Annotated in this window: 2 protein-coding genes; both read left to right on the top strand. The window is 33.1% G+C overall.

The genetic code is table 11. The annotated features are described in order from the left end of the window. Positions 1 to 138: 138 nt before the first annotated feature. A complete protein-coding gene (plsY, locus tag PHE37_RS13510) occupies positions 139 to 765 on the top strand; it encodes a glycerol-3-phosphate 1-O-acyltransferase PlsY (RefSeq protein ID WP_300008767.1) in 627 nt (208 codons plus the stop codon). Next, on the top strand, positions 766 to 1,092 hold the full coding sequence (locus PHE37_RS13505) for a dihydroneopterin aldolase (protein WP_300008765.1): 327 nt from the start codon (positions 766 to 768) through the stop codon (positions 1,090 to 1,092). The last annotated feature ends 102 nt before the right edge of the window (positions 1,093 to 1,194 follow it).

Genomic DNA, 1,194 nt, shown 5'->3' with positions numbered 1-1,194 from the left:
TTTAAAGTAATAATGCGCTCTTTTAATTCAGTATTATTCACTCTCTATCCTTAGAATCATTCAAAAGTTGATTATAGCGTTAAAGGAATAATAACAAAATTATTGCTATACTTTTCTTACTTTAACAAAGGATACCGTGTGGACTTTTTAACAAATATCAATATTCAATTTTATATTATTGCTTATCTCGTAGGAGGAATCCCTTTTGGGCTTTTAATAGCAAAATACTTTACCGGTAGTGACATCCGCCAAAGCGGCAGCGGTAGTATTGGAGCTACCAATGTTTTGCGTGTACTCAAAGAGAGTAATCCAGCCTTAGCTAAAAAATTGGCTATCATCACACTTATCCTTGATGCACTCAAAGGTATCTTAATTCTCTTGGTTGGTAAATTTCTTGGACTTAGCATTGAAACATTATGGGCCATTGCTATTTTTGCTGTTATTGGTCACTGTTTTAGCCCTTACCTTAAATTTGAAGGTGGCAAGGGTGTCGCGACGGGAGCCGGTGTACTTTTCATCATGTTGCCTATTGAAACGCTGATTGCATTGGTTGCATGGTTTATCGCAGGAAAAGTCCTCAAAATATCATCACTATCATCGTTAATTGCTTTAATTGCACTGCTTGTCTCATCATTTATCATTCACCCAGACATGGAAGGCATTAAAACACATGCACCTCTTTTTATTATTGCTTTTATCATAGTCTATAAACATGTCCCCAATATTATGCGCTTATTTCAAGGTAAAGAATCAAAAGTCATCTAGGTGCGTATTTGTATTAAAAAACTTACTTTCGAAACAATTATTGGCATCCTAGAAGAGGAACGAACAGTTCCACAAAAAGTTTGTGTTTCTCTTACCTTAGATTATAATTATGATGGTGAGTATTTTATTAATTATGCCGATGTATGTACATTGATCGAAAAAGATATGTGCACATCTCAGTATAAATTACTGGAAGATGCACTAGAGTTATTAAGCCAAAAACTTAAATTTACGTATCCACACATCCAAAAAATGAAACTAAAAATATTTAAACCAGACATCGTGCCAAATGCGATAGTTGGGCTAATCTTAGAGAAAACTTTCTAAAAAATTAAATTTTTATTAAAAAAACTTTAAATCTAGCTAAAATTATGGTATAATCCCGTTTAAATTTTAGCACTTAAGGAACCTATAATGCGAATTTTAATC

The sequence above is a fragment of the Sulfuricurvum sp. genome (genome assembly GCF_028681615.1).
Taxonomy (GTDB): domain Bacteria; phylum Campylobacterota; class Campylobacteria; order Campylobacterales; family Sulfurimonadaceae; genus Sulfuricurvum.
This window is presented reverse-complemented; position numbering and strand designations above follow the sequence as displayed.